This window comes from Nocardioides nanhaiensis, assembly GCF_039542785.1.
In the GTDB taxonomy this organism is placed as follows: domain Bacteria; phylum Actinomycetota; class Actinomycetes; order Propionibacteriales; family Nocardioidaceae; genus Nocardioides; species Nocardioides nanhaiensis.
The window spans coordinates 321,188-347,175 of sequence record NZ_BAABIM010000005.1 but is presented as its reverse complement, the minus strand read 5'-3'; the positions used below and the strand labels follow the sequence as shown (position 1 = coordinate 347,175).

Genomic DNA, 25,988 nt, shown 5'->3' with positions numbered 1-25,988 from the left:
CGAGGCAACCGTGGCCGTTCGGCGGTGCGGACCACCCGGCCGAGTGGTCCCCGGCGACCCGATCGGCTCCCCCGGCCGGGAGACCGGTCGACTCAGATCCAGCTGGCACCGATCTCGTCGTGAAGCTGCTGGGTCTTCTGCACGTGGAGCACCCCGGTGACCATCTGCGTCTGCAGCCCGCACGCGGTCGCGACCGCGATGATCGCGTCCCGCTCCTGGGGATGGTCGTCGGCGTCGCCGCCGTCCCAGAGCAGCAGCCAGCGATCGGTCGGGTCGTCGCTGCCGGCGTCCGCCCAGACCCGGCAGACCAGGTCGAGCTCCGTCTGGGTCATAGCACGGGTCGGGGTCGCGTACACGGATCGCTCCTGCACAGAGGGGCCGAGATGCAACGAGACCGCAGATCATGGATGACCTGCGGTCTCGACGGTGGGCGATACTGGGTTCGAACCAGTGACCTCTTCGGTGTGAACGAAGCGCGCTACCACTGCGCCAATCGCCCGCTGCGTTCGGAGACTGTAGTGCATGCCCCGCCTCCCACCGCAACGCGGGGGCACCCTCCCCGGCCGCCGGTCGACCGTGACGTCGCGCCGCGGCAAACGTTCTCCAATTGATGACGTATGACAGGCAACCAATTGGGTACCTGCCGCGTCAGAGGAGGTGTCGGGACTGCTCGATCGGCCCGACCCTGCCCTCTGGACGACAAGGGACACCACCTATGACCGCTCAGCCCGTCTCCCCCACGGTCTCGCAGGACATCGCCCTGCACTGCCTCGACGAGCTCGGCCGCCCGATGAGCTTCATCGCCTCCTTCGGGTACGACGCCGGCGACCCGTATGCCGTGTGGCTGACCTTCCACGTGCCCGCCGGCGAGATCGAGTGGGCGATGGCACGCACGCTGCTGCTGCGCGGACTCACCCAGCCTGCAGGCGAGGGCGACATCCGCCTGGCTCCGGCTGTCGACGAGGACGGGCATGCCGTCGTCCGGATGGACTTCCACTCCCCCGAGGGTCGTCTGGTCACCGAGGCACGCACCGCCGACCTGTTCGCGTTCCTCAGCAGCACGTGGCGAGCCGTGCCACCGGGCAGCGAGGCCTCGCGGGTCGACGTCGACGATCTGGTCGAGCGGTTGCGCGGCTGACGCCGTTCCTCGCTACTCGCCCAGAAGCTCGGGCTCGCGCGCACGCCAGGTCGCGAGCGCGTCACGCGTCACCGGCCCCGGCGCGTCGAGCACGCGGTCGTCCAACCGGTGCACGCCCTGCACGTCGCGGGTCGTGGAGGTCAGGAAGACCTCCGACGCCTCGTGCACGACCTCGATCGGCTCGTCGACCTCGCGCGCCCCGCACCACTCCACCACCAGGTCGCGGGTGACGCCGGCCAGGCAGCCGCTGGCCAGCGTGGGCGTGCGCAGCTCGCCGTCGAGCACGTAGAAGACGTTGGAGCCGGTGCCCTCGCACAGGTGACCCGCCAGGTTGGCGAAGATGGCCTCGGTGGCGCCGCGCTCCTGGGCATGCGCCAGGGCCACGACGTTCTCGGCGTAGGAGGTGGTCTTCAGCCCGGCGAGCGCGCCCCGCTCGTTGCGCGGCCACGGCACGGTGACGACGCTCGTGGTCGCCGGGCCAGGCTGCAGTGGTGCCGCGACGACGACGACCGTCGGCGGGTGGTCGCCTCGCCCCGAGCCCAGCGGCGCCGGTCCGCCGGTGACGGTGATCCGGATCCGGCCCAGCGGCAGGTGCTCGGCACCCAGCACCGCCTCGACGCCGGCGCGCACCGCCTCGAGGTCGACGTCGGGCAGCCCGAGGCCGCGCGCCGAGCGGGCCAGCCGGTCGAGGTGGCGTTGCAGCGCGAACGGGGCGCCGTCGACGACCTTGAGGGCCTCGAAGACACCGTCGCCGACCGTGAAGCCGTGGTCGGCCACCGCGATCGCCGGTCCGGCGGGGTCTTCCAGCAGCCGTCCGGCCATCCACGCGTGCACCATGGCGCTCACTCTAGGAGCGTGTCGGCGCCTGTCCGCACGCCGCCGACACGCGCACGACACCCCCGCGACACCCGGTTTTGGCACGCCCCAGCGCATCGGCTACTGTTCTCACGCACTCCACGGAAGCCCTCGGGCCGACGGGATGCAGGCGGACATAGCTCAGTTGGTAGAGCGCAACCTTGCCAAGGTTGAGGTCGCGAGTTCGAGTCTCGTTGTCCGCTCGGAGAGGTCAGTGTCCACGGTCGGGCCTCCGCGGTGGGTTGGCCGAGAGGCGAGGCAACGGACTGCAAATCCGTGTACACGGGTTCAAATCCCGTACCCACCTCTGTTACAACTCCACACGAGGGCGATTGGCGCAGCGGTAGCGCGCTTCCTTGACACGGAAGAGGTCACTGGTTCAAACCCAGTATCGCCCACCAGCGTGATGCACAGGCCGGTCCCGATGGGGCCGGCCTGTTGTCGTCCACGGGTGGACTGGTTTGCGAGTATCGCCGTTCCGCGTACGTCGGAGGCATCGTCCTGATACCTCTGGTCGTCGGAGGCAAGGATGGACGACGAGACAGGGCGACGGTGGCCCGCAGGGTGGCGCCGAGCGGGTCAGGCACGTGGCGCACTGGTGGCCGTGGTGCTGGCACTGCTGATCGCAGGATGCAGCATCGACGACGCCTCGGTGGCCTCGCGCGGCGAGAGTGCGGAGGCATCCCAGCCACCTGACACAGAGCCGTCCCCCGGGAGCTCGACGCCGGCCAGCCCCGTCGGCGAGCCGGCGACGCCGACGCCGCCTCCTCCGGTGACCGTTCCTGCCGTGGCGGGCCTGCCCAGATCCGAGGCGGCGCAGGCGCTGCGTGCGGCTGGTCTGCGTCTACGCGCGACGAGGAAAGTCCCCTCGTTCGAGCCGCGCGGCACCGTGCTGCGTCAGAGCGTCGCCTCCGGCACGTCGGTCACGGCCGGCTCCGCGGTGGCGCTGGTGACCGCCGTCCCTCACCCTCGGGTCCCGCGCGTGCTGCAGACGTCGGCCCGGACAGCGACCACCGCACTGCAGCGGGCCGGCTACCGCGTCGACCTCGTCACCCGGACGGTGCCCTCCGGCAAGGACGGGATGGTCCTGCGGCAGGTGCCCGCCCCCCTGACGCGGACGAAGGCCGGGACGAGCATCACCGTCGTCGTCGCGCAGGTGGTACGGCCCGTCGCACCCCCGCCGGCCGAGAACTGCACTCCCGGCTACCGCCCCTGCCTCAGTCCCGCCTCGGACTACGACTGCGCGGGGGGATCGGGCGACGGACCCGAGTACGCCCAGGGACCGATCTACGTCTCCGGTTCAGATCCCTACGAGCTCGACAGCGAAGGCGACGGCGTCGCCTGCGAGAGCTGATCGCGACTCTCACCCGGTCCAGATAGGTGGCACGCCACCTATCTGCGCTAGCCTCAGCCAGCTCATCTCAGCACGGTGTCCTGCTCCGCCCAGGGCCACACGCACGCCACGGAACACTCCGCCCGTGGCGAATGGCTGCCGGAAACAATTCCCCGCTAACCTACCTCCTGGAATTACAGGGGGGAGGATCAGATGGCAGTGCTCAGGGTCGTCGGCGACGGCGTCGACCGACTGGTGCCGACCGCCGGTGACGAGGCGCTCGGCCTGCTCGTGCGCGAGCTCGCGATCCGGTTCTCCCGTGGCGACGCCGGAGCCTGGCTGACCGTCGACGACGAGGGCGGCGGCCGCAGCCTGCTGTGGGTCTCGTCGGCCCACGTCGTGACCGCCAACTTCGACGCCGGCGGGCCGCCCTCGTGGTTGAGCGTCTCGCTCTCGGCGATCGACGTCAGCGGCACGGGCCGCTCGGCCTGAGCCGCTCCCCGGGCCCCTGGGGTCGCACGCCCCGACCGGCTACTCCTCGACCGGACTCTCGGCGAGCCGCCGGTTGAGGTTGCGCAGGCGCAGCACCGAGAACCAGGCCAGGCCGGCGATGGCGGCCGCCATGACGACGCCGGTGATCGGCGCGTCCTCGAAGCGCCCGGCCACGAGCCCTGCCACCACCGCGACCAGCAGGACCGGCCAGACGACCACCATGACCATCTGGAGGTTGCGGCTGACGCGCAGGGCCTTGTGCAGCGACGGGCTCAGGGGCTCACTCACCCCTCCAGCATCCCATCTGGCACCAGCGGGAGCGGGCGGAGCCCCCGCCGCCATGGGGACACCGCGGCGAGGGCTCCTGGGCGTAGGTATACCGCCCGCGCTCGCCTCGTCGTCGGGCTTCCGCCGAAGGAGTGAGCAGAGTTCACTCCTGGGGCGGGAGGGAGGGACTCAGCTCAGTGCCGGTCCTCGAGGCCGACGGCGCCGCGCAGCTTGTCGACGGCCTCGCCCAGCTCGGGGTCGTGCCGCGCCTGGGAGTCCATCAGCTCCGCGAGCGCCTCGGCGATCACGTTGAGCTTCTCCTGCGCGGCCTCCTCCGCGCGGCGGCTGGCGTTCTCGAGGAGCACCAGCAGGAGCAGCGAGAACACGCTGGAGACGGTGTGGATGGCGACCTGCCAGGCCTTGAGGTCGACCCAGAGCGGCAGGCTCACCAACCACGCCACCACCACGGCCAGGCAGAGGAAGAAGAACGGCGCCTGGCTGACCCGCAGGTAGGCGGCCTCGACGAAGCGCTCGAAGGCGGTGCGGTCGTCGCCCTCGCGGGCCTGCGCACCCTCGGAGTCACTGCTCATGAGCGGAGAGTAGGGCGGTCTGAACCACGCCGGGGTCGCGACCCGCCGGGCGCCGCCGAGAGCGATCTCGACCTGCCCTGAAATGAGTTGAACCGCTGGCGTCTCGGGTCACCAGCGGTTCAACAAGTGGAACGTTAGCGGTCTCCCGGTCGCCACCCAAGGCGAAACGACGAAACACCGTCGAAATCACCCGGGCGGACCAGTCCGGCTAGTCCTTCCGGGCCAGACCTTCGGTCCACCGACGGGGCCGCGCCTCGCGACTCCCCCGCTCTCACAACGGCGTGAGCCGCGAGGACGGCAACCACTCCTCCACCAGGCACCACGCGCCGGGCCGCAGGCTCGCTGCGTAGACCACGCGGCCCTCCCAGCCGCCCGCCCCGGCACGCCACTCCACCAGCAGGCCGGGGCGCTTGACGCCGTGCCGGTCGGCGTCCGCCACCCAGCAGTGCCGGGCCGGGCACTGCTCGGCGGCGGGCAGCGCCGGCGGCTCGTCCTCCCCCTGCGGTGGGAGGTCGCCCAGCCGGTCGACCGCCTCGTGCCCCCCGCGCGGGCGCTGGGCGAGCGGCACCCCGCTCCCCTGCTTGCCCCAGCCACCGCCCATCGCCCCAGGATCGCACATTCTCGAACACATGTTCGACGATGACCGGACCGGTCAGTCCTCGTCGACCGCCAGCTCCTCGTTGTGGGTGCCCGGACGCGGCGCCCACGGCAGCTCCCGCGCGGGCCGGACGACGATCAGCCGGTCACCACGTGCCAGCAGCGAGACGACCGGGTCGAAGTAGCGGTAGACCTTCTCGTCGCGCACGACGCTGATCACCTGGTCGGGCAGCGACTGCGGCTGCTTGCCCACCTCGGTGACCAGCAGGTCGCGCTCGGCCACCTCCAGCCCGTCGCCGTAGGTCAGCAGGTCCTCCATCACCGAGCCCAGCGTGGGCGAGAGCGAGGAGAGCCCGAGCAGGCGCCCCACCGCCTCGGAGGAGGTGATCACGGAGTCCGCGCCGGACTGCTTCATCAGTGGCGCGTTCTCCTGCTCCCGCACGGCCGCGACGATCCAGGCGTCGGGGTTGAGCTGGCGCACGGTCAGGGTCGCGAGCACGTTGGAGTCGTCACGGTCGGTGGTGATGATGACCTGCTCGGCCTCCGCCACGCCCGCGCGGCGCAGCACACCGCGACGCGTCGCATCACCGGTGACGACGGCGAGCCCGTCGGCGTGCGCGTCGGCCAGCGCCTCGGGGCTCGGGTCGACGACGACCACGGACTCCCGGGCGGTGCCGTTGCTGACCAGCGTCTCGACGGCGCTGCGCCCCTTGGTGCCGTAGCCGACGACCACCACGTGGTTCTGCATGTGCTTCCTCCATTGGGCGATGCGCAGCATCTCGCGCCCCTGCGAGGCGAGCACCTCGAGCGTGGTGCCGATCAGCAGGACCAGGAACGCGATGCGGGCGGGGGTGATGACGAAGGCGTTGACCATCCGCGCCTGGTCGCTGACCGGGGCGATGTCGCCGTAGCCGGTCGTGCTCAGCGTGACGGTCGTGTAGTAGATCGCGTCGAGGAAGTCGACGCTGCCGTCGCTGTTGTCGGCGTAGCCGTGCCGGTCGAACCAGACCAGCAGCACGGTGCCGGAGAGGATGGCCAGCGCCAGCAGCAGCCGGCGCCCGAGCTCCCACCAGGGCGAGCGGGCCCGCTCGGGGAGGCTGACCTGCCCCCGCTGCTCGACGCGGGCCACGTCAGTCACCCCGCCTGTTCACGGGGCGAATCTAGTGCGTCGGGGGTCGGTGACGACGCGCGGCCCGGCAGCCGCGTACCCACCGTCTCGACGCGCTGGCGCAGGCGCGTCATCAGCTCCGAGCGGGCACGGGTGGTGACCTCCTGCGGGAAGACGGTGTCGAAGGCGGCGTTGACGGCGGCCCCGATCAGCACCGCGATCGCCAGCAGGTAGAGCCACAGCAGCACCGCGATGGGTGCGGCGAGCGGGCCGTAGATGGAGCGGGAGTCGGCGGCGGTCACGGTCAGGATCCAGCGCAGCAGGAAGGAGCCCAGGATCCAGGCGACCAGCGAGAAGGTGGCGCCCGGGAGGTTGTAGCTCCAGTTGGTGCGCACCGGGACCGAGACGTGGTAGAGCGTGGCGAGGAAGCAGATGCAGACGGCGACCACGGTCGGCCAGTAGAAGCCCATCAGGAAGTCGAGGCGCTCGGGGAGTGCCGCGCTCACCAGGCGGGGTCCGGCCACCACCAGGGGCAGGCTGATCGCACCGGTGATCATCGCCAGGATGTAGAGGCCGAACGAGAGCGCGCGGGTCTTGAGGATCCCGCGGTGCCCGCCCAGCCCGTGCATGATCGTGATGGTGTCGACGAACACGTTCAGGGCGCGCGAGCCGGACCAGAGCGCGAGCACGAAGCCCAGCGAGATGACGTCGAAGCGGCCACCGCGCAACACCTCCTGGATGGTCGGCTCGATCACGCTCTCGACGGCGCTCTGGGTGAGGAACTGACCGGAGATGTCGAGCACCGCCAGCCGCACCTCCTCCACCTGGGCGGCCGAGAACCGCTCCGAGACGTAGCCGACCGCGCCGGCGAGGGCGAAGACCAGCGGCGGTACCGAGAGCACGGCGAAGAACGCGGCCTCCGCGGCCAGCCCGGCCACCCGGTAGCGCAGGCACGAGCCCACGGTCGAGACCACCAGGCGCCACAGCAGGTGGGCTGCTCGGTGGTGGAGCGGCGGCGGTGCCTGGGTCTCCGCCGTCATGGCGCCCACGGTAGTCGCGCGCGGGCTCCGCTCCGGGGAGGCCGGGCTGTCGGCGCACGCGCGTAGCGTCGCCCGCATGACCCTGGCCCGCTTCTACGAGCTCTGCCTCGACACCACCTCGAACCCCGACCGGCCGGAGCGGCTCGCCGAGGGCAACGCCCTCGGCGAGTTCTGGGCCGCGCTCCTGGGGCTGCGCTTGGAGCCCCTGGCGGAGGGCGGTCTGGCCGACGTCGTCGGCGAGGAGCCCTGGCAGCGGATCGCCCTGTGCCCCGTGCCGGAGCCCAAGACGGTCAAGCACCGCGTGCACCTCGACGTCTACGCGCGCTCGGTCGCCGACGTCGAGGCCCTCGGCGCGCGCGTGCTGGCCCCGGCCGAGGAGACCGGCCTCGGGTGGACGGTCATGGCCGACCCCGAGGGCGGTGAGTTCTGCGTGATGCTGCGCGACCGGCTGCCACCGCGCCTGCTGCACGGCATCGCCGTCGACTGCGCGGACGCCGCGACCCTGGCCGCGTGGTGGGGCGAGGTGTACGGGCGTCGGGTCGTGCCCGAGGACGGCTGGTTCACCCTCGAGCACACCACGCCCGACCCCGTGCTGACCCTTGACTTCCAGGACGTGCCGGAGCCCAAGACCACGAAGAACCGGCTGCACTGGGACGTCGAGGGCGCTCCCGGGACGACGAAGGCCCTCGAGGCCCACGGCGCCGTCCGGCTGTGGGAACACCCACGGTGGACGACGCTCGCGGACCCCGAGGGCAACGAGTTCTGCGTCTTCGAGCGCGAGGGCCTGGCCCTCGCGTGAGACCTACCTGCGGCTGAGCACCTCCGGCTGGCGCACCGGGTCGTCGAGCTCACCTGCAGCGAGCCTCGGCTGGTCGTCCGCGTCGTCCAGGCCGTGGTCGTCGAGCATCGTGGTCTCGTCGAAGGGGTCCTCACCGGCCAGCGTCCGGTCCAGCTGCGCCCGGTCCAGGCCGCCGGTCCAGTGGCCGATGATCACGGTGGCGATGGCGTTGCCGGCGAAGTTGGTGACCGCGCGGGCCTCGGACATGAACCGGTCGATGCCGACGATCAGGCCGACGCCGTCGACCAGCTCGGGGCGGTGCGAGGAGAGCCCGCCGGCCAGGGTGGCCATGCCGGCGCCGGTCACGCCGGCCGCGCCCTTGGAGGCGATCATCATGAAGACCAGCAGCGAGATCTGCTCGCCGATCGACAGCGGGGTGCCCAGCGCCTCGGCGATGAACAGCGAGGCCATCGTCAGGTAGATCGCGGTGCCGTCGAGGTTGAACGAGTACCCCGTGGGCACGACCACGCCGACGGTCGGCTTGTCGATGCCGGCGTGCTCCATCTTGGCGATCAAGCGCGGCAGCGCCGACTCGGAGGAGGAGGTGCCGACGATCAGCAGGAACTCGCGGCCCAGGTAGCGCAGCAGCGAGAAGACGTTGACGCCGGTGGTGACCTTGAGCAGCACCCCGAGCACGAGGAAGACGAACAGCGCGCAGGTGATGTAGAAGCCGACCATCAGCACCGCGAGGCTCTTCAGCGCGTCCACGCCGGTTTCGCCCACGACGCCGGCGATGGCGCCGAAGGCGCCGATCGGGGCGGCCCACATGATCATCGCGAGCACCCGGAAGACGACCTTCTGCACGTGGCCGAGGCCGGTGAGCACCGGCTTGCCGGCGCGCCCCATCTGCTGCAGCGCGAAGCCGACCAGCAGGGCGGCGAGCAGGGTCTCGAGCACCTCGCCCGAGGTGAGCGAGCTGACCAGGGAGGTCGGGATCAGGCCGAGCAGGAACTCGGTGGTGCTGCTGTGCGCGCCGGAGGCCTGCTCCTGGCCCGCGCTGGCCATGCCCTCGGTGATCCGCAGCCCCTCACCGGGGTGCAGGACGTTCCCGACGACCAGGCCGATGGCCAGGGCGAAGGTCGACATCGTGATGAAGTACAGCAGCGCGAGGCCGCCGACCTTGCCGACGCGGGCGGCGCTGGCCACCGAGCCCACGCCCAGCACGATCGTGCAGAAGATGACCGGCTGGATCATCATCTTGATCAGCCCGACGAAGGCCTGGCCGAGCGGCTTGAGCTCGACGGCGAAGCTGGGCCAGATCAGGCCGACGGCGATGCCGAGCGCGACGGCGACGATCACCGCGAGGTAGAGGTAGTGCGACCTGTTGCGGTGCGCCTGCGGGGCCCGCGGGCCGGTCGCCTCCGCGGATCGGGTGCTGCTCATGGATGCCTCCTGGTTCGGGGCCGGGGTGACGCCCGGCACACGCACACTCTCGGCGCGGCTGTGAGCGCGGTCACCGTTCTGGTCGTTGTGGTCGCGGTCACGCGTCGCGGGCTGGACGGTCGGGGACCCTGCGGCACAATCGCCGCCATGCAGCACCAGGACGGGACGGCGAGCGACGACGCGCCACGCCGCCGAGCACCCGGGGTCCTGCAGCGGTTGCGCGCGCCGCTGCGCGACAGCCCGGTGGCCCGCCAGATCCTGCTGCTGCAGGTCGCCGTCGTCGTCGTGCTCGTCGTGGGCGCCGTCGCCCTGGCCGGCCTCGACGCGCGCCGCGACGCGCGGGCCGCCGCCACCGAGCGGGCCGTCGCGGTCGCACGTGCCGTGGCCGACTCCCCCGCCGTCGTCGACGCGGTCTCGCTCGGCGACCCCGCCGCGCGCATCCAGCCCTACGCCGAGCAGGTGCGCGTCGACACCGGGGTCGACTTCGTGGTCGTGATGGACCTGGAGCGGATCCGCTTCTCCCACCCCGACCCCGCCAACATCGGACGCCGCTTCGTCGGCGACGTCGGCCAGGCCCCGCAGGGCCGGGTCTTCACCCAGGAGTTCACCGGCACCCTGGGCCCCTCCATGCGCGCGGTGGTGCCGGTGCGGGCGGGCGCCGGCACCGAGCGGCCCGTCGTGGCGATGGTCGCCGTCGGGATCACGGTGCAGGCCATCGACCGGCAGCTGCGTGACGACCTCGGCCTGATCGGGCTGGCCGCCGCGGTGGTGCTCGGCGTCGGACTGGCCGGCGCCTGGCTGGTCAGCAGACGCCTGCGCCGCCAGACCCACGGCCTGGGCGAGCAGGAGATCACCCGGATGTACGAGTACTACTCCGCGGTGCTGCACGCGGTGCGCGAGGGCCTGCTGCTGGTCGACGGCGAGGGCCGGGTGCAGCTGGTCAACGACGAGGCCCGCCGGCTGCTCGACCTGCCCGACGACGTCGTCGGGCGGCCGCTGGAGCAGCTCGGGCTCGCTCCCGCCCTGGTGGCCGCGGCGCGCGACGGCCAGGCCTCCGACGACGACGTGTACCTGGCGGGCGAGCGCGCGCTGGTCGTGAGCGCTGCGCCCGCACGATGGGCGGGCCGGGAGGTGGGCGCCGTCGTCACGCTGCGCGACCACACCGAGCTGCGCTCGGTCACCGGCGAGCTCGACGTCGTGCGCGGGCTCACCGAGTCGCTCCGCGCCCAGACCCACGAGGCCTCCAACCGCCTGCACACCGTGGTGTCCCTGATAGAGATGGGCCGCGCCGAGGAAGCGGTCGCCTTCGCGACCGAGGAGCTGGAGGTGGCCCAGCGCCTGGCCGACTCGGTGGTCGAGGCCGTCGGCGACCCGGTCGTGGCGGCGCTCCTCCTCGGCAAGACGACCGAGGCCACCGAGCGCGGCATCGAGCTGGAGGTGACCGGCGACCTGACCGGCTCCGGCGTCGCCTCGCGCGAGCTGGTGACCGTGCTCGGCAACCTGCTCGACAACGCCTTCGACGCCGTCACGGGTCGGTCCGAGAAGCGGGTGCGCCTGCAGGCGTCGGTGCGCGAGGGCACCACCCGCGTCGTGGTCGGCGACAGCGGGCCGGGTCTCTCGGACGCCGACGCCACGCACGCGCTCGACCGGGGCTGGAGCACCAAGGCCTCCAACGCCACCGTGCCCGGCGGCGGTCGCGGCGTCGGGCTGGCCCTGGTGGCGCAGGTGGCGCGGCGCCACGACGGTGCCGTCGAGATCGACCGCTCACCGCTGGGCGGTGCGCGGTTCGCCGTCACCCTCCGCCGGGCGACGGTGGGCACCCCGGCACCGGTGGAGGCACCGTGAGCGCGATCCGCGTGCTCGTCGTGGAGGACGAGCAGCTCGCCGCCGAGGCACACGCCGCCTACGTGGCGCGGATGCCGGGCTTCGAGCTCGCCGGGGTGGCCCGCTCCGCCGGCGAGGCCGCCCGCTTCCTCACCGCGAATCCGGTCGACCTGGTGCTGCTGGACTTCAACCTGCCCGACGGCCACGGGCTCGGCCTCGTGCAGAAGTTGCGCGCCGCCGGGCACCTGGTCGACGTCGTCGCCGTCACTGCCGCGCGCGACGCCGACGTGGTGCGCCACGCGGTGGCGCAGGGCGTGGTGCTCTACCTGCTCAAGCCGTTCACGTTCGCGACCTTCCGCGCCAAGCTGGAGCAGTACGCGGCCTACCGCGCCGAGCTGGCCGACCGTGAGGGCGAGGTGGCCCAGGACGAGCTGGACCGGGCCTTCGGGTCGCTGCGCACCTCCGCGGCGGCGCTGCCCAAGGGCATGAGCGGCGAGACGCTGCGCCAGGTCACCGACGCCGTCCGGGACGCCGGTGCGCGCGGAGCCGGGCTCTCGGCCAGCGAGGCGGCCGAGGTGGTCGGCGCCTCGCGGGTGACGGTGCGGCGCTACCTCGAGCACCTCGCCGACGCCGGCAACCTCGAGCGCCGCCCGCGCTACGGCGGCAGCGGGCGGCCCGAGGTGGAGTACCGCTGGCGGGGTTGACCCCGCCTGCCGGGCGATGCGGCGGGTCGGTCAGGCCAGGTCGAGACCCGGGTAGAGCGGGTGGCGGTCGAGCATCTCGGCAGACGCGTCCTTGACCTTCTGGGCCACGCCCTCGGCCAGCACGTAGGAGGCCTTGGAGGGGCCACCGGCCTTGGTGGTGCCGGGCTCGGTGTTGCTGAGCACCTGCACGATCAGCTCGGCGACGGCGTCGAACTCGTCGTGGCCGAACCCGCGGGTGGTCAGCGCCGGGGTGCCGAGCCGGATGCCGGAGGTGTACCAGGCGCCGTTGGGGTCGGCCGGCACGGAGTTGCGGTTGGTGACGACGCCGGCCTCGAGGAGTGCCGTCTCGGCCTGGCGCCCGGTGAGGCCGTAGCTGCTGACGTCGACGAGCACGAGGTGGTTGTCGGTGCCGCCCGTGACCAGGGTGGCGCCGCGCTTGGTGAAGCCCTCGGCCAGCGACTGGGCGTTGTCGGCCACCTGCTGGGCGTAGGTCTGGAAGCTGGGCTGGCGGGCCTCGGCGAAGGCCACGGCCTTGGCGGCCATCACGTGCGAGAGCGGGCCGCCGAGCACCATCGGGCAGCCCCGGTCGACGCTGGGTGCGTACTCCTCGGTGGCCAGCACGATGCCCCCGCGCGGGCCGCGCAGCGACTTGTGCGTGGTGCTGGTGACGATGTGGGCGTGCGGCACGGGGTCCTCGTCGCCGGTGAACACCTTGCCGGCCACCAGGCCCGCGAAGTGCGCCATGTCGACCATCAGGGTGGCGCCCACCTCGTCGGCGATCTCGCGCATCGTCGCGAAGTTCACCCGTCGCGGGTAGGCGGAGTAGCCGGCCACCAGCACGAGCGGCTTGAACTCCCGGGCCTTGGCGCGCAGCGCGTCGTAGTCGAGCAGCCCGGTCTCGGGGTCGGTGCCGTACTGCTGCTGGTGGAACATCTTGCCGCTGATGTTGGGGCGGAAGCCGTGGGTGAGGTGGCCGCCGGCGTCCAGGCTCATGCCTAGCAGCCGCTGGTTGCCGAGCTCGCGGCGCAGGGACTCCCAGTCGGCGTCGGTGAGCTCGTTGACGTTCTTCTTCTCGGCCTTCTCCAGCCAGGGGCCCTCGACCCGGTGGGCGAGGATCGACCAGAACGCCACCAGGTTGGCGTCGATGCCGGAGTGCGGCTGCACGTAGGCGTACTCGGCGCCGAAGAGCTCGCGAGCGTGCTCGGCGGCCAGCGACTCGACGGTGTCGACGTTCTGGCAGCCGGCGTAGAAGCGGTGGCCGACCGTGCCCTCGGCGTACTTGTCGGAGAACCAGGTGCCCATCGTGAGCAGCACCGCGGGCGAGGCGTAGTTCTCGCTGGCGATCAGCTTGAGCGAGCCGCGCTGGTCGGCGAGCTCCTGGCGCGTGGCCTCCGCGATGCGGGGCTCGACCGAGGCGATCACCTCGAGGGCCTGCGAGTACGCGGAGCTGGTGAGGGCGTTCGTGTCGGCCATGCAGCCAGGATATCGAGGTCCGCCGCGCGGCGGCGCATCGCCGACCGGCGCGGGACGGCCTGGTAGCGCCCGCCTGGTCCCGGCACCGATGAGTCGGCGGTCCTCGCCCGGTCCGTGCACCCATGAGCTCCTCGACCTTCACCACCGTGCACGTGAGCATCTCCCTCGACGGCTTCGTCGCCGGGCCCGACCAGAGCCTCGCCGCCCCGCTCGGCACCGGTGGGCCGGCGCTGCACCGCTGGCACCTCGACGCCGGCCAGGGCGGCCGCACCGTCGACCGCGCCTGGAGCGAGTCGCTGCAGCGACCGCGCGGCGCCTACCTGATGGGGCGCCACATGTTCGGCCCCGTGCGCGGCAGCTGGGCCGAGTGGGAGGCCGAGCACGGCCCGTGGCGCGGCTGGTGGGGCGAGGAGCCGCCGTACCACGCGCCCGTCGTCGTGCTGACCCACCACGAGCGCGCTCCGCTCGAGATGGCGGGCGGTACCACCTTCCACTTCGCGACCGGCGGGTTCGACGCCGGCCTCGCGCTGGCCCGCGAGCTCGGCGACGGCGACGTGCACGTGGCCGGTGGTGCGGCGACCGTGCGCCAGGCGCTCGCGGCAGGCGTCGTCGACTCCCTCGCGCTCGACATCGCTCCGGTGCTGCTCGGTGCCGGTGAGCGGATCTTCGACGGGAGCGCCACCCCCTCACTCACCGTGGTCGAGGTCGGGCACTCACCCCACGCGACCCACGTGCGCTACGACGTGCGCCACGACGTGGGGGCCGTCCACGGCGTGTGACCTGGCTCGCACGCCGGCGCGAATCCCCCGTGTCCACGCAGTCGTCGTCTCGCATGATGGACATCCGTCTCACATCACGGGATTCGCTGTTGTGGCGGACCCGTCCGCCACGTGAGACTCCTTGACATGATCAGTGCCGCGACGCATGCCCACCTGGTGGTTCGCCGCCACGTGGACCTCATGCGCATCGGCAGCATGATGTGTCGGCCGTAGCTGCCAGTCCCGAGCCTCTCAGTCCCAGCAGCCCGAGTCCCAGCCGCCCGACCCCGCGCCCACCGTCGCGCGCGGCCTCCACGAAGGACGTCGTCCCCCATGCCTGACCTGCGCTTCTCCTCCTCGCCGCCGCAGCACACCGAGATCCCCCGCGCCAAGCGCGCCGAGGGCCAGTGGTCGCTGGGCTACACCGAGCCGCTCAACAAGAACGAGCAGTCCAAGAAGGACGACGACCCGCTCAACGTTCGCGACCGGATCCTCTACACCTACTCCAAGCGCGGCTTCGCCTCGATCGACCCGGCCGACCTGCGCGGCCGCTTCCGCTGGATGGGCCTCTACACGCAGCGGGCGCCCGGCTTCGACGGCGGCAAGACCGCGATGCTCGAGGAGGAGGAGCTCGACGACGAGTACTTCATGCTGCGGGTGCGCTCCGACGGTCGCCTGCTCGACCACCGCGCCGTGCGCGCCCTCGGGCAGATCGGCGTCGACTTCGCGCGCGACACCGCCGACGTCACCGACCGCGAGAACATCCAGTACCACTGGATCCGGATCGAGGACGTGCCCGACATCTGGCAGCGCCTCGACGACGCCGGTCTCTCCAGCCTCGAGGCGTGCGGCGACTCGCCCCGCCCGTTCCTCGGCTCACCGGTCGCCGGCGTCGCCAAGGACGAGATCATCGACGGCACCCGCGCGCTCGAGGAGATCTTCGACCGCTACATCGGCGACCCGGCCTTCTCGAACCTGCCGCGCAAGTTCAAGACCGCGCTGACCGGCCACCCCAGCCACGACGTCTGCCCCGAGACCAACGACATCTCCTTCGTGGGGACGGTGCACCCCGAGCACGGTCCCGGCTTCGACCTCTGGGTGGGCGGCGGCCTCTCCACCAACCCCATGCTCGCGCAGCGGATGGGCGTGTGGATCCCGCTCGACGAGGTCGCCGACACCTGGGCCGGCGTCGCCTCGATCTTCCGCGACTACGGCTACCGCCGGCTCCGCTCGCGCGCACGGCTGAAGTTCCTGGTGGCCGACTGGGGCATCGAGAAGTTCCGCGAGGTCCTGGAGAAGGAGTACCTGGGCCGCGAGCTGGTCTCCTGCCCCTCCCCTGCCTCGCCCGTGGGTCACCGCGACCACATCGGCGTCCACGAGCAGAAGGACGGCAAGCGCTACATCGGCGTCGCCCCCACGGCCGGGCGCGTCTCCGGCACGCTGCTGGTGCAGCTGGCCGACCTGATCGAGGAGTTCGGCATCGCCGGCGCTCGTCTGACGCCCTACCAGAAGATCGTGCTGATCGGCGTCGAGACCGACGTCGTCGACCAGGTGCTCGACCGCCTCGACGCCATCGGGCTCTCCGGTCGCCCCTCGCAGTGGCGCCGCAACACCATGGCGTGCACCGGCATCGAGTTCTGCAAGCTCGCGATCGTCGACACCAAGGAGCGCGCCCGCGCGCTGGTCGGCGAGCTCGAGAAGCGCTTCCCCGACCTCGACACCCCCATCACCGTCAACGTCAACGGCTGCCCCAACGCCTGCGCCCGCACCCAGGTCGCCGACATCGGACTCAAGGGCCAGCTGGTGATGGCCGACGGCGAGCAGGTCGAGGGCTTCCAGGTGCACCTGGGCGGCGCCACCGGCCTGGGCGCGAACTTCGGCCGCAAGCTGCGCGCCCACAAGGTCACCAGCGCCGGGCTCGACGACTACATCACCACCGTCGTCGGCAACTTCCTGGCCGACCGCGAGCCCGAGGAGCGCTTCGCCACCTGGGTCGCCCGCGCCGACGAGGGACTACTGCGGGGCGACAAGGCGTTGACGACCTCATGAGCACCGAGCGCGCCGTTCCCTTCCACTGCCCCTACTGCGGTGACGAGGATCTGTGGCCCCACGAGGGCGCCCACGGGTCGTGGGAGTGCCGCGCGTGCCTGCGCGCCTTCACCGTGAAGATGCTCGGCCTGGTGCGCCCCACCGGCGCCCATGCCGGCACCCAGCACGAGGAGGTGGCCCGATGACGACCGCCATCACCGCCTCCGCGCGGGCCAACCGCGGCACGCTGACCGAGGGCCGCTCCCCCGAGGAGCTGCGCGAGCTGGTCTCGCACTGGGGCGCCGAGCTGGAGCTCGCGCCTGCCGAGGACATCATCGAGTGGGCAGCCGCCACCTTCGGGGAGCGGTTCTGCGTCACCTCGTCGATGGGTGACGCCGTCCTCGCACACCTGGCCTCGAAGGTCGTGCCGGGCATCGACGTCGTCTTCCTCGACACCGGCTACCACTTCGTCGAGACGCTCGGCACCCGTGACGCCGTCGAGGCCACCCTCGACGTCAACCTGCTGACCATCACCCCGGTCCAGTCGGTGGCCGAGCAGGACGCCGAGCACGGCAAGGACCTCTACAAGACCGACCCCGACAAGTGCTGCGCGCTGCGCAAGGTCGCGCCGCTGCGCGACGCGCTGGCCGACTACGACGCCTGGGCCACCGGCCTGCGCCGCGCCGAGACCCACGACCGGGTGATCGCACCGGTCATCGGCTGGGACGCCAAGAAGGGCAAGGTCAAGGTCTCCCCGATGGCGCGCTGGAGCGACGAGCAGGTCGAGGCCTACATCGCCGAGCACGGCGTGCTGGTCAACCCGCTGGTCTACGACGGCTACCCCTCCATCGGCTGCTGGCCCTGCACCCGGCGCGTCGCCCCCGGCGACGACCCGCGCAGTGGTCGGTGGGCCGGCATGAACAAGACCGAGTGCGGCATCCACACCTGACCTGAACCACCTGCTCCACCGGATCCACGGCACCACCTGTCCCACCGCTCGACACCGACAACGTCGTCGCCACCCCGCACCGCCCGGTGCATCCCGCACGTCCCTCGAGAGGAGGCCGACACCATGGCCGCTCCCGCACTGGTGGCCCTGGCTCCTGGCAGCCGCGACCCCCGCACCACCCGGACCGTCACCGCGCTCGTCGCGGAGGTCAAGGCCCAGCGACCCGACCTCAAGGTCGAGCGCGCCTTCCTGCACACCCGGCCCGAGCTCGAGGCCGTCGTCGGGCGCCTGGTCAAGGCCGGGCACGACGAGATCGTCGTCGTCCCCCTCACGCTCACCGACACCGCCGGCACCGCGGCGGAGACCGCGGCCGCCGTCGAGGCCGCCGGCGCCGCCCACCCGGGTGTGCAGGTGCGCGCGACCGCGCCCCTGGGACTGGAGGCGTGCTTCCTCGAGGTGCTCGACGTCCGCATGCGAGAGGCCCTGAGCGCCTCGCGCGTCCGCGAGCTCGACGCGCTCGTGCTGGCTGCCGCCGGCACCTCCGACCCGCTGGCCAACCAGGCCGTCGCCCGCCTGGCCCGGTTGTGGGGCACCCACCACAAGCTGCCCGTCACGGCGGCCTACGCCACCAGCGCCCCGCCGGCCACCGGCGAGGCGGTGCGCGCCTTCCGCGCCGAGGGGCGCCGGCACATCGCCGTCGCCTCGCTGTTCCTGGCCCCGGGCCCGCTCACCGACCGCGCCGCCGAGCTGGCCCTGGAGGCCGGCGCCATCGCGGTGGCCGAGCCCCTGGGCGCCCACCCCGAGGTGGCCCGCACCGTGCTGGCCCGCTACGCCGTCGGCGCCGTCGAGCTCGTTCCCGTCTGACACCGACCCGGCGCGTGCACGCACGGTTCGAGCGCCGACCCGTCCCGAGTGCGCACAGGTCGAGCACCGACCCGTCCTGAGTGCGCACAGGTCGACCACCCACCCGTCCCGACAGCGGCCGGGTCGGCGACCCAGCCGCGTGCTCGCGGGCCGGGTCAGGGGGTCGTGACGAGGTGCGCCAGCAGGCGCTGCAGCTCGCGGGCGGGGTCGTGGGTGAGGCCCCCGTGCACGGGCCCGGGTTGCACGATGGTGCTGCGCGGCGCCTTGAGGAAACCGAAGCGACGGCTGACCGGACCCCCGGCGGGCGCACCGGCGGACGCCACGTCACCGGTGCACACCTGCTCGACGAAGCGCAGCCCCTCGCACAGCCGGTCGAGGTCGAGGTGGGGGTCGAGCGCTCGAAGCCGCTCGGGCTCGACGTGCCAGGCGGCGTCGAGGTGGTCCAGCGCGTCGCAGAAGAGCACGACGCCGACGTTGAGGAACTCCTCCCGGTCCACGCGAGGCACGCAGCGCAGGACCACGTACTGGTAGGGAGCGCGGGCGGGCGCGGTCATCTGTCTGCTCCGGGCAGCCACTGCCGGGTGCCCAGGCGGGCGAGCAGGAAGGCGAGGTAGGCCTCGCGCAGGGCCTGGGGAGTCTCGGCTCCGGGCACGGGCTCGAGCCAGACCTCCGGCACCAGCGCGATGACCTCGCGCAGCAGGGACTCGGTGACCACGCCGCTGAGTCGCTCGTCGACGGCGTCCAGACCCTCCGCGCGACCGGCGAGCACGTGGTCCTCGGAGCTCCATACCTGCCGGGCGAAGCGATCGGGGTCGGTGACGCCGCCGCTCCACGCGTGGTGGAAGTACAGCGCCGCACCGTGGTCGATCACCCACAGGTCGCCGTGCCACACGAGCAGGTTGGGGTTGCGCCAGGAGCGGTCGACGTTGGCGCAGAAGGCGTCGAGCCAGAGCACGGCGGCCGCGACCTCGCCGCCCCCGGGCAGGGAGGCGTCATAGCCGAAGGCACCAGGCAGGAAGTCGATGCCCAGGTTCTCCCCCGGGCTGGCGTTGAGCAGGTCCTGCACCTCCTCGTCGGCCTCGTAGCGCGCTATCGCGGGGTCGACGTCGAGGACCACCAGACGTGGCGTGCGCAGCCCGATGCGACGGGCCAGCTCTCCCACGATCACCTCGGCCACCAGCACGCGCGCACCCTGGCCGGCCCCGCGGAACTTGCAGACGTAGGTGCCGAGGTCCTCGGCCTCGACGACGCCGGGCAGGCTGCCGCCCTCGCGCAGCGGGGTCACGTAGCGGGTGACCGCCACCAGGGGCAGCGGCTCGCCCGCGGGGTCGAGGGCGGTCACGCGATCTCGGGCTGGTCGAGCAGCCGGCGCCGCTCACCCTCGACGTCGAAGTCAGCCAGCGGCCACTGCGGGTCGATCCCGCGCAAGGTCTCGAGCAGCAGGTTCGCCACGGCGAGGTTGCGGTACCACTTGCGGTCCGCAGGCACCACGTGCCACGGCGCCGTGGCGGTCGAGGTGCGCTCCAACGCCACCTCGTAGGCCTCGCGGTACGCGGGCCACAGCTCGCGCTCGTCGACGTCGCCGGGGTTGTACTTCCAGTGCTTGGTGGGGTCGTCCAGCCGAGCCAGCAGCCGCTCGCGCTGCTCGGCGGCCGAGATGTGCAGCATCACCTTCAGCACGGTGGTGCCCGCCTCGGCGAGCTCGGCCTCGAAGTCGTTGATCGCGCCGTAGCGCCGCTCGATCTCCTCGGGCGACGCCAGCGCGCGGACCCGGTGGATGAGCACGTCCTCGTAGTGCGAGCGGTCGAAGACCCCGACGATGCCCGGACCGGGGAGACCCCGACGGATGCGCCAGAGGAAGTCGTGGGACCGCTCCTCCTCGGTGGGCGCCTTGAAGGAGGTGATGCGCACCCCCTGCGGGTCGATCAGGCCGACGGCGCCGCGCAGCGTGCCGCCCTTGCCCGAGGTGTCCATGCCCTGCAGCACCAGGAGCACCGAGCGGCCCGGCGCGGACTCGGTGCCGGAACGACCCTCCGCGAAGAGCCGCTCCTGCAGGTCGGCGAGCTCGGTGCCGATGGCGGCCAGGGCCTGCTGACCGGCTGCCTTGTCACCCGCGAAGCCCGGCGTCGCGTCGGTGGGCAGCCGCGCGAGGTCGACCGGCGCGCGGGCGACCGCCAGCGCGGCGCGGAAGCTCATGACCCCACGCCCGTGCGGCTGACGACGGGGGGCTCGCTGGACCACGGGAAGTCGATCCAGGCCTCCGTGCGTCGCCATGTGTAGTCGGGTTTCACGACACTGCGCGACTTCTCGTAGACCACCGCGATGCGTGCCTGCGCCACGTGGTCGGCCAGGAAGGCCCGCACGTGCTCCAGCGTGCGGCCCGTGTCGGCGACGTCGTCGGCGATCAGCACGTTCAACCCCGAGAGGTCCACCGCGGACGGAGTCGGCGGCAGCATGATCGGGACGTCGAGGCGGGTGTCGACGCCGGTGTAGTACTCCACGTTGACCGCCGAGAGGTTCTTGACGCCGAGTGCGTAGCCCAGCCCCATGCCCAGGCCGAGCCCGCCGCGGGCGATGGCCAGCACGATGTCGGGCCGAAAGTCGTCGTCGGCGACCTGCTGCGCCAGGTCGCGCACCGCGACGCCGAACTGCTCGTAGGTGAGGGTCTCGCGCTCGTCGCTCACCGTGGGATCCTGGCACAGCTCACGCGCCTGCGGCGACCAGGCAGGCCCAGAGGTCAGAGGTCCGGGTCAGGGTCGGGCTCGTCGCGGCCGGCGGCCGCGAGCTCCTCACGCACGACGGCGAAGGCCACCCCGCTGCCGTACCCCTTGCGCGCCAGCATGCCGACCAGCCGCCGGGTGGCGGTGGTGTCGTCGACCCGGGCGACCGAGCGGAGCTTCCCGCGCACCAGGCGCCGGGCGGTCTCGCGCTCCTCCTCGGGGTCGACGTCCTCCAGGGCGTCCTTGACCACCTGGTCCTCGACGCCCTTGCGGCGCAGCTCCGCGGCCAGCGCGCGCGTGGCGAGACCGCGGTGGGCGCCGGCGCCCCGGTGGCTGACCCACATGCGCGCAAAGGCCTCGTCGTCGATCAGCCCGACCTCCTCGAAGCGGTCGAGCAACCGCGTGGCGACCGGCTCGGGCACGTTCTTGGCACGCAGCTTCTCGGCGAGCTGCTGCCGGCTGCGGGCCTGGCCCGTCAGCTGGTCGAGCAGGATCTTGCGGGCGAACTCCTCCTGGTCGGCTTCCGGCAGCTCGGCCACCGGATCGGGCGGTCTGGGACCTGTCCGTCGCCGGCCCTCGGAGCGGCCACGACCGGCGCGCCCGCGACCCTGGCGGCGACCACGCTGCTCGCGACGCTGCCCGGGCTGCTCCTCGTCGCGCTGAGCGCCGCGGGTCCACGCCTCCACACCGACCGCCACGTCCCCCGCCCAGGCGGGCGGGGGACGCTGCTCGTCGGTGGGCCCGTGGGGCTCAGAAGTCATCGACGCCGATCGGCTCGTCGGAGAGCTCGGAGAGGTCGTCCGGCGCCTGGACGCTGGCACCGACCCCGAGCTTCTCGAGGATGCGCTTCTCGAGCTCGACGGCCAGGTCGGGATTGTCGCGCAGGAAGGTGCGCGCGTTCTCCTTGCCCTGGCCCAGCTGGTCGCCCTCGTAGGTGTACCAGGCTCCGGCCTTGCGCACGAGGCCCGCCTCGACGCCGACGTCGATCAGGCCGCCCTCGCGGCTGATGCCCTTGCCGTACATGATGTCGAACTCGGCCTGCTTGAACGGCGGGGCGACCTTGTTCTTGACCACCTTGACCCGGGTCCGGTTGCCGACCATGTCGGTGCCGTCCTTGAGGGTCTCGATGCGGCGCACGTCGAGGCGCACCGAGGAGTAGAACTTCAGCGCGCGACCACCGGTGGTGGTCTCGGGCGAGCCGAACATGACGCCGATCTTCTCGCGCAGCTGGTTGATGAAGATGGCCGTGGTGCCGGAGTTGTTGAGCGCACCGGTCATCTTGCGCAGCGCCTGGCTCATCAGCCGGGCCTGGAGGCCGACGTGGCTGTCGCCCATCTCGCCCTCGATCTCGGCCCGGGGCACCAGGGCGGCGACCGAGTCGATCACGATGAGGTCGAGGGCACCCGAGCGCACCAGCATGTCGGCGATCTCGAGCGCCTGCTCACCGGAGTCGGGCTGGGAGACGAGCAGCGCGTCGGTGTCGACGCCGAGCGCCTTGGCGTACTCGGGGTCGAGCGCGTGCTCGGCGTCGATGAAGGCCACGATGCCGCCGGCGGCCTGGGCGTTGGCCACCGCGTGCAGCGCGACGGTGGTCTTGCCCGAGGACTCCGGGCCGTAGATCTCGACCACGCGGCCGCGCGGCAGACCGCCGAGGCCGAGCGCGACGTCGAGGGCGATGGAGCCGGTGGGGATGATTTCGAGCGGGGCGCGCGTCTCGTCGCCGAGCCGCATCACCGAGCCCTTGCCGAACTGCTTCTCGATGTTGAGCAGTGCCGCGTCGAGGGCCTTGCCACGCGGGTCGGCGGTGTTGCCTGCAGCCATGATGTCCGTCCTTCGTCGATGAGGAGTAGGTGGTGTTCCGTCGTCGTGACCGGACGCTAGACGCGACCACCGACAGTGCGGTTCGGATGCCTCCGCAATGCCCTCAACCTACCCCGAACACCTGTTCGAAGTAGGTCTGCGGACCGGCGTGTCGCTCGTGTCGCGTGGCTCACGCGTGGGAGCGGGAGCCACCCGCGGCGCGGCGCGCACGCACCAGCGAGGCCACCACCACGGCCACGACAGCCAGCGCCACCAGCACCAGCCAGGCCGCCACGTAGGGCCGGTCGAGCAGCGTGGGGTTGTCGGCCTTGGCACCGAAGCGCCCCAGCACCGGGACGGCCACCAAGGTCAGGCTGCCGAGCACCACGAGCGCGACCGTGGCCGGCGCGCGCGCGGGCGTCGGGAGCACCCGCGTGACGACGACGCCGAGGGCCAGGGTGAGCCCCGCCAGCACGACGTCGTGCAGCAGCACCCCGCCGGCCAGCCACACGGCCGCCGAGCGCAGGTCCTCGCCGTCGCCGCGGCTGAGCATCAGCCACGCGCCGTAGCAGCCCACGGCGACGCCGAGCGCCCCCAGCACCAGCCGCCCGGTCACGCCTGCACCTCGAGCCGGGCGACCCACTTGGTCTGCAGCACGCCGGGCCGGTTCGGGGCGATCACCCGGCAGGGGAAGCCGTGGTCGAGGTCCAGCGGCTCACCGGCGAGCCCGAGCGCGAGCAGCGTGCGATCGTCGTCGACGAAGTTGCCCTGCAGGGTCGTGACCCGGAAGGGCCCGGACTCCTGCAGCGAGGTGACGACGACGTCCTCGCCGCCGGTGGCTCCCGCCAGCGCGGTCAGGTCGCGCACCCGCACGCCGCTCCAGCGGCCGCTGGCACTCCACCCCTCCACGCACGCGATGGGCAGCTCCTCGTCGTGCTGCGGCATCGCGAGGAGCTCCTCGCGGCTGAGCCGGACGGTCCCGGACGGGCCGACCACCTCCAGGCGGTAGGACTCCCCCACCTGTTGCTCGCCGATGCCGGCGGCCTCGGCGGACTTGTTGACCGGCACGCCCTGCGGGCCCTCCCCGGAGCGGACGCCGAGCACCGAGACGCGGCGCAGCAGCGGCACCGTGGAGCCCGCGGTGGCGACCACCGCCACCGCGGCAGCGACCCACGTCGTGCGCAGCAGGCCTCGCCGCGACAGGACCCCCTGCTCGGTGGCGCCCGGCCGGTCGAGCTCGCTGGACTCGACGTCGCCGCCGAGCGCCTGCCGGATGACGGGGAGCTTCACGGCGATGTGCACCACCAGCGCGCCGATGGCGACCCAGGCGAGGGCGTAGTGGGTGGAGCGGAAGGAGAACGACCACGGGTACCACTGGGCACTGTTCATCAGGCCGGTGGCCAGCTGGAAGATCGCCGCGGCGACGAGCACCGCGATGGAGGCGCGCTCGAGCAGGGTCACGAGGAGGGCGCGCAGGCGCCGCAGCTCCCCGCTCGGGAGCCGCTCGAACAGGCGCGGGTAGACCGTCCACAGCTTGACCAGCAGCAGCGGGATCGCGGCCGTCCCCGTCGTCACGTGGAGGCCCTGGGTGAGCCGGTAGCCCCACGAGGGGCTGGTCGGGAAGGGGATCGGGTGCGACGGCTCCTGCGCGTAGTGGCTGACCAGCCCGGTCAGGAAGCAGATGCCGAAGCACAGGCCCAGCCACAGTCCCACGCGCGCCGCGACCGCAGGGCTACGCAGCCGCGAGCTGAAGCTCTCGGGGTGAGGGACAGGCAGGGAGCGTACGCCGGTGGTACCGGCGGGAGAGGTCACCGCCCCAGTGTGCCCGAGGGTCCTGGCAGGTCCAGACCGATCGTCACCGGTGCGGGTGCAGGACGGCCACCCAGCGCTCGCCGCCGACCGCCGGCAAGGAGTGCAGGCGTGGTCGGGCGAAGCCCGAACGGCGGGCGACCAGGGGCAGGTCGTCGACGCCGAGCACCGCCCAGCGGAACGGCCTGCTGCGCAATCCGCCCGCCTCGAGGGTGGCCCAGGCCGAGACCGCCGCCACGCCCGGACCGGCCACCTCGACGACGGCACGGCCGTCCGCGCCGAGCAGCTGGCGCACCCGGCGCAGCAGCGCGACCGGGTCACCGCCGATGCCGACGTTGCCGTCGGCCAGCAGAGCGGTCTGCCAGGATCCCTCGCCGGGCAGGTCGTCGAAGACGTCGACACGGACCGCGGAGACGCCGCGACTCAGGGTCTGGCCGACCGCCTCGTGGACGACGTCGATGCCGAGCACCTGGTGCCCGCGCGCCGCCAGCGCGGCGGTCATCCGACCGGGTCCGCAGCCGATGTCGAGCGTGGGCCCGGTGCACAGTGCGAGCATCTCGTGGTCGGAGTCGTCGGCATCGAGCGCCCAGCGCGCCACGGGCAGCGCTTCGGCCTGCTCGCCGAGCCCGACCACCTGGCAGGGCTGGCCCTGCAGGGCGGCGGAGAACACGGTCGTGAAGGACTCCTCGGCCAGCGTCATCGCGGGCTCCTCACGACGGCGGGGGCGGGCTGATCCGACTGCGCCGCTGCTGAGCGGGCCCGCTCCCAGGCGTGCGCGAAGCGACCCCAGGGCACCAGGGCGGCGACCGCGTCGGCGTCCTCGGCGGTGTCGACGTCGCGCAGCACGCGGGTGGTGCCCACGGTCAGGCCCTGGTCGGTGAGCGCGGCACGCGTGTGCGCACCGGTGGTCGGCTCCGACATCACCACGGCGCCGACGGGCTCCACGTGGGCGGACGAGCGCCGGGCCAGGACCCACCACCCGCCGTCGTCGGCCGGGCCCAGCACGGCGTCGTGGGCGACCAGCTCGGTGAAGACCTCGGCCAGGTGGGAGGCGGTCAGCTGCGGCGTGTCCATGCCGACCTGGGCGACCGGGCCCTCGCCGGCGTCGGCGTGGGCGGCCACGAGACGCGCGGCGAAGCCCTCACCACGCTGCGGCGTGACGGTCCAGCCCTCCAGCATCGCCACCAGCTCGGGGCCGCGCACGGCCTGCAGCAGGTCGCCGTCGACGGCGAGGTGGCACCGCTCGGGTCCCACCGCGGCGGCGCAGGCCTCCAGGGTGTCGAGCAGCGCCGCGGCGGCCACCTCGGCCGCAGCCTGCGCGCCCACCGTGGCGGCCAGTCGGGTCTTGACCCGTCCGGCCACAGGGGCCTTGGCGGTCACCAGCACTCTCATGAGCTCGTCCTCTCAGAGCGCCCCGA

General features: G+C 72.6%; 30 protein-coding genes and 4 tRNA genes. 14 read left to right on the top strand and 20 right to left on the bottom strand.

The window, feature by feature from the left end; all coding sequences use genetic code 11:
- Positions 1-92: 92 nt before the first annotated feature.
- Together ABD948_RS21345 and ABD948_RS21340 are read right to left on the bottom strand one after the other, a co-directional pair.
- The gene (locus ABD948_RS21345; protein ID WP_345272224.1) at positions 93-332 is read right to left on the bottom strand and encodes a hypothetical protein; all 240 of its coding nucleotides are present in this window, start codon (positions 330-332) and stop codon (positions 93-95) included.
- A gap of 95 nt (positions 333-427) precedes the next feature.
- Positions 428-499: transfer RNA gene (locus ABD948_RS21340), tRNA-Val, on the bottom strand.
- A 216-nt stretch (positions 500-715) separates the two neighbouring features.
- Between ABD948_RS21340 and ABD948_RS21335 the strand changes: the two genes are divergently transcribed.
- Positions 716-1,138 (top strand): SsgA family sporulation/cell division regulator, encoded by a 423-nt coding sequence (locus ABD948_RS21335; protein WP_345272221.1) that lies wholly within the window; start codon positions 716-718, stop codon positions 1,136-1,138.
- 12 nt (positions 1,139-1,150) lie between these two features.
- On the opposite strand, the gene ABD948_RS21330 is transcribed toward ABD948_RS21335, so the two are convergent.
- Positions 1,151-1,975 carry an aminotransferase class IV gene (locus ABD948_RS21330; RefSeq protein WP_345272218.1) on the bottom strand — a complete coding sequence of 275 codons (825 nt, stop codon included), beginning with the start codon at positions 1,973-1,975 and terminating at the stop codon, positions 1,151-1,153.
- Between the two features lie 148 nt (positions 1,976-2,123).
- Here ABD948_RS21330 and ABD948_RS21325 point away from each other — a divergent pair.
- From ABD948_RS21325 to ABD948_RS21305, 5 genes are all read left to right on the top strand, one after another.
- Positions 2,124-2,196 (top strand) — tRNA-Gly (locus ABD948_RS21325).
- A 33-nt stretch (positions 2,197-2,229) separates the two neighbouring features.
- Positions 2,230-2,300, top strand: a tRNA-Cys gene (locus ABD948_RS21320).
- 19 nt (positions 2,301-2,319) lie between these two features.
- Positions 2,320-2,394, top strand: a tRNA-Val gene (locus ABD948_RS21315).
- Positions 2,395-2,522: 128 nt separating this feature from the next.
- Entirely contained in the window at positions 2,523-3,347 is an 825-nt protein-coding gene (locus tag ABD948_RS21310; protein WP_345272214.1) for a PASTA domain-containing protein, read from the top strand.
- A gap of 192 nt (positions 3,348-3,539) precedes the next feature.
- Positions 3,540-3,818: a hypothetical protein gene (locus ABD948_RS21305; protein ID WP_345272209.1), complete on the top strand. Its 279-nt coding sequence runs from the start codon at positions 3,540-3,542 to the stop codon at positions 3,816-3,818.
- Positions 3,819-3,857: 39 nt separating this feature from the next.
- Here ABD948_RS21305 and ABD948_RS21300 read toward each other — a convergent pair whose 3' ends face one another.
- From ABD948_RS21300 to ABD948_RS21280, 5 genes are all read right to left on the bottom strand, one after another.
- Positions 3,858-4,106, bottom strand: coding sequence for a hypothetical protein (locus ABD948_RS21300; RefSeq protein ID WP_345272207.1), 249 nt, complete (start codon positions 4,104-4,106; stop codon positions 3,858-3,860).
- A 173-nt stretch (positions 4,107-4,279) separates the two neighbouring features.
- Positions 4,280-4,675 (bottom strand): low affinity iron permease family protein, encoded by a 396-nt coding sequence (locus tag ABD948_RS21295; RefSeq protein ID WP_345272200.1) that lies wholly within the window; start codon positions 4,673-4,675, stop codon positions 4,280-4,282.
- Between the two features lie 271 nt (positions 4,676-4,946).
- Positions 4,947-5,276, bottom strand: coding sequence for a hypothetical protein (locus ABD948_RS21290; RefSeq protein ID WP_345272196.1), 330 nt, complete (start codon positions 5,274-5,276; stop codon positions 4,947-4,949).
- Between the two features lie 51 nt (positions 5,277-5,327).
- Entirely contained in the window at positions 5,328-6,410 is a 1,083-nt protein-coding gene (locus tag ABD948_RS21285; protein ID WP_345272193.1) for a potassium channel family protein, read from the bottom strand.
- Positions 6,407-7,420 carry a YihY/virulence factor BrkB family protein gene (locus ABD948_RS21280; protein WP_345272189.1) on the bottom strand — a complete coding sequence of 338 codons (1,014 nt, stop codon included), beginning with the start codon at positions 7,418-7,420 and terminating at the stop codon, positions 6,407-6,409. The genes ABD948_RS21285 and ABD948_RS21280 overlap by 4 nt, the downstream gene beginning before the upstream one ends.
- A 76-nt stretch (positions 7,421-7,496) precedes the next feature.
- Between ABD948_RS21280 and ABD948_RS21275 the strand changes: the two genes are divergently transcribed.
- Positions 7,497-8,219 carry a VOC family protein gene (locus ABD948_RS21275; RefSeq protein ID WP_345272183.1) on the top strand — a complete coding sequence of 241 codons (723 nt, stop codon included), beginning with the start codon at positions 7,497-7,499 and terminating at the stop codon, positions 8,217-8,219.
- 3 nt (positions 8,220-8,222) lie between these two features.
- Here ABD948_RS21275 and ABD948_RS21270 read toward each other — a convergent pair whose 3' ends face one another.
- The gene (locus ABD948_RS21270; protein WP_345272179.1) at positions 8,223-9,641 is read right to left on the bottom strand and encodes a cation:dicarboxylate symporter family transporter; all 1,419 of its coding nucleotides are present in this window, start codon (positions 9,639-9,641) and stop codon (positions 8,223-8,225) included.
- 147 nt (positions 9,642-9,788) lie between these two features.
- Between ABD948_RS21270 and ABD948_RS21265 the strand changes: the two genes are divergently transcribed.
- Together ABD948_RS21265 and ABD948_RS21260 are read left to right on the top strand one after the other, a co-directional pair.
- The gene (locus ABD948_RS21265) at positions 9,789-11,486 is read left to right on the top strand and encodes a sensor histidine kinase (protein WP_345272169.1); all 1,698 of its coding nucleotides are present in this window, start codon (positions 9,789-9,791) and stop codon (positions 11,484-11,486) included.
- Positions 11,483-12,169 (top strand): response regulator, encoded by a 687-nt coding sequence (locus ABD948_RS21260; RefSeq protein WP_345272160.1) that lies wholly within the window; start codon positions 11,483-11,485, stop codon positions 12,167-12,169. The genes ABD948_RS21265 and ABD948_RS21260 overlap by 4 nt, the downstream gene beginning before the upstream one ends.
- Before the next feature lie 30 nt (positions 12,170-12,199).
- Here the strand turns inward: ABD948_RS21260 and ABD948_RS21255 are convergent, their stop codons facing one another.
- Entirely contained in the window at positions 12,200-13,642 is a 1,443-nt protein-coding gene (locus tag ABD948_RS21255; protein ID WP_345272156.1) for a glycine hydroxymethyltransferase, read from the bottom strand.
- A 122-nt stretch (positions 13,643-13,764) separates the two neighbouring features.
- On the opposite strand from ABD948_RS21255, the gene ABD948_RS21250 reads away from it, so the two are divergent.
- From ABD948_RS21250 to ABD948_RS21230, 5 genes are all read left to right on the top strand, one after another.
- A complete protein-coding gene (locus ABD948_RS21250) occupies positions 13,765-14,421 on the top strand; it encodes a dihydrofolate reductase family protein (protein WP_345272152.1) in 657 nt (218 codons plus the stop codon).
- A 312-nt stretch (positions 14,422-14,733) separates the two neighbouring features.
- A complete protein-coding gene (locus tag ABD948_RS21245; RefSeq protein WP_345272146.1) occupies positions 14,734-16,449 on the top strand; it encodes a nitrite/sulfite reductase in 1,716 nt (571 codons plus the stop codon).
- Entirely contained in the window at positions 16,446-16,634 is a 189-nt protein-coding gene (locus tag ABD948_RS21240; protein ID WP_345272141.1) for a hypothetical protein, read from the top strand. The genes ABD948_RS21245 and ABD948_RS21240 overlap by 4 nt, the downstream gene beginning before the upstream one ends.
- Positions 16,631-17,377, top strand: coding sequence for a phosphoadenylyl-sulfate reductase (locus tag ABD948_RS21235; RefSeq protein WP_345272137.1), 747 nt, complete (start codon positions 16,631-16,633; stop codon positions 17,375-17,377). Before ABD948_RS21240 ends, ABD948_RS21235 begins: the two co-directional genes overlap by 4 nt.
- 123 nt (positions 17,378-17,500) lie before the next feature.
- On the top strand, positions 17,501-18,241 hold the full coding sequence (locus ABD948_RS21230; protein WP_345272132.1) for a sirohydrochlorin chelatase: 741 nt from the start codon (positions 17,501-17,503) through the stop codon (positions 18,239-18,241).
- A gap of 155 nt (positions 18,242-18,396) precedes the next feature.
- Here the strand turns inward: ABD948_RS21230 and ABD948_RS21225 are convergent, their stop codons facing one another.
- From ABD948_RS21225 to ABD948_RS21180, 10 genes are all read right to left on the bottom strand, one after another.
- On the bottom strand, positions 18,397-18,795 hold the full coding sequence (locus ABD948_RS21225; protein ID WP_345272128.1) for a DUF3037 domain-containing protein: 399 nt from the start codon (positions 18,793-18,795) through the stop codon (positions 18,397-18,399).
- The gene (locus tag ABD948_RS21220; RefSeq protein ID WP_345272124.1) at positions 18,792-19,583 is read right to left on the bottom strand and encodes a HipA family kinase; all 792 of its coding nucleotides are present in this window, start codon (positions 19,581-19,583) and stop codon (positions 18,792-18,794) included. The genes ABD948_RS21225 and ABD948_RS21220 overlap by 4 nt, the downstream gene beginning before the upstream one ends.
- Positions 19,580-20,437 carry a PPK2 family polyphosphate kinase gene (locus ABD948_RS21215; RefSeq protein ID WP_345272114.1) on the bottom strand — a complete coding sequence of 286 codons (858 nt, stop codon included), beginning with the start codon at positions 20,435-20,437 and terminating at the stop codon, positions 19,580-19,582. The genes ABD948_RS21220 and ABD948_RS21215 overlap by 4 nt, the downstream gene beginning before the upstream one ends.
- A complete protein-coding gene (locus ABD948_RS21210; protein ID WP_345272103.1) occupies positions 20,434-20,925 on the bottom strand; it encodes a phosphoribosyltransferase in 492 nt (163 codons plus the stop codon). The genes ABD948_RS21215 and ABD948_RS21210 overlap by 4 nt, the downstream gene beginning before the upstream one ends.
- Positions 20,926-20,978: 53 nt before the next feature.
- Positions 20,979-21,722: a regulatory protein RecX gene (locus ABD948_RS21205; RefSeq protein ID WP_345272097.1), complete on the bottom strand. Its 744-nt coding sequence runs from the start codon at positions 21,720-21,722 to the stop codon at positions 20,979-20,981.
- Positions 21,712-22,782, bottom strand: coding sequence for a recombinase RecA (gene recA / locus ABD948_RS21200; protein WP_345272091.1), 1,071 nt, complete (start codon positions 22,780-22,782; stop codon positions 21,712-21,714). Before recA ends, ABD948_RS21205 begins: the two co-directional genes overlap by 11 nt.
- Before the next feature lie 169 nt (positions 22,783-22,951).
- Positions 22,952-23,377: a hypothetical protein gene (locus ABD948_RS21195; RefSeq protein ID WP_345272087.1), complete on the bottom strand. Its 426-nt coding sequence runs from the start codon at positions 23,375-23,377 to the stop codon at positions 22,952-22,954.
- Entirely contained in the window at positions 23,374-24,573 is a 1,200-nt protein-coding gene (locus tag ABD948_RS21190) for a molybdopterin-dependent oxidoreductase (RefSeq protein ID WP_345272082.1), read from the bottom strand. The genes ABD948_RS21195 and ABD948_RS21190 overlap by 4 nt, the downstream gene beginning before the upstream one ends.
- A 43-nt stretch (positions 24,574-24,616) precedes the next feature.
- A complete protein-coding gene (locus tag ABD948_RS21185) occupies positions 24,617-25,270 on the bottom strand; it encodes a class I SAM-dependent methyltransferase (protein ID WP_345272078.1) in 654 nt (217 codons plus the stop codon).
- Positions 25,267-25,962 carry a TIGR04282 family arsenosugar biosynthesis glycosyltransferase gene (locus ABD948_RS21180; RefSeq protein WP_345272073.1) on the bottom strand — a complete coding sequence of 232 codons (696 nt, stop codon included), beginning with the start codon at positions 25,960-25,962 and terminating at the stop codon, positions 25,267-25,269. The genes ABD948_RS21185 and ABD948_RS21180 overlap by 4 nt, the downstream gene beginning before the upstream one ends.
- Between the last annotated feature and the right edge of the window lie 26 nt (positions 25,963-25,988).